Annotated in this window: 2 protein-coding genes; one reads left to right on the forward strand and one right to left on the reverse strand. The window is 65.2% G+C overall.

The window, feature by feature from the left end:
- A partial coding sequence (locus EN914_RS36680; RefSeq protein WP_127389749.1) for an NAD(P)H-binding protein occupies positions 1 to 486 on the reverse strand: 486 nt, incomplete at its 3' end.
- Positions 487 to 564: 78 nt separating this feature from the next.
- Here EN914_RS36680 and EN914_RS36685 point away from each other — a divergent pair.
- Positions 565 to 924: helix-turn-helix transcriptional regulator (locus EN914_RS36685; protein WP_164779226.1), on the forward strand; the 360-nt coding region annotated here is incomplete at its 3' end.

Genomic DNA, 924 nt, shown 5'->3' on the forward strand with positions numbered 1-924 from the left:
ATTGTGGACCTGCGGCAGCCGCACCACCGACACATTGATGCCGGCGTCCAGCAAGGCATTGCCGGCCAGCTCCGAGGCGATGCGCGGATTGGGATGGCTGGCGTTGAAGACGTCCTCGATCGCCAACTGGCCATGCCCGGGGCTGCCCATGCCGACGCCGGAGGTGATCACCAGCGGCCGGTCGGAGCCGGCGAGCGCGGCGCCCAGTGCGGCGATGACGCGTTTGTCCTTTTCGCAATTCTCGGCAAACCGCGAAAAGTCGTGGTCGAATGCCGTGTGGATCACGCCGTCCGCCTTGGCCGCGCCATCGCACAGCCCTTCGGGCTCCTCGAGCGTTCCGCGATGCACTTCAGCACCGGCGGCGGCCAGCGCCTCGGCGCCGGCGTCGGAGCGGGTCACGCCGACCACCTGGTGGCCTGCCTTGATGAGTTCGGGAACGATCGCCGAACCGATGAAACCGGTCGCGCCGGTGAGAAAGATACGCATGCAAAATCTCCTGTACAGTTGCCTGCGCAATATTGCCGGTCTATTATTCTATTAAAGTAGTGATCTTATCGTGGTATAATGGCTAACAGGATGCCTTCCAATTCCGGCTCACTAGCAGCGTTCCTCAAAGACCGGCGCACCCGGCTTGATCCCGCATCATTCGGGTTTTCCGGACGCAGACGCACGCCGGGGCTGCGCCGCGAAGAGGTCGCGCAGCGCGCCAACATCAGCCCGACCTGGTACACATGGCTGGAACAGGGCCGCGGCGGCGCACCCTCGGCCGATGTCCTCAACCGCATCGCCAAGGGGCTGCTGCTGACCGAGGCGGAGCGCGAACATCTTTTCATGCTCGGGCTGGGGCGCCCGCCCGAGGTCCGCTACAGGGGCGTCGAAGGCGTCAGCCCCCGGCTGCAGCGCCTCATCGACACGCTCGATGCC

Source organism: Mesorhizobium sp. M7A.F.Ca.CA.001.08.2.1, assembly GCF_003998455.1.
Classification (GTDB): Bacteria; Pseudomonadota; Alphaproteobacteria; order Rhizobiales; family Rhizobiaceae; genus Mesorhizobium; species Mesorhizobium ciceri.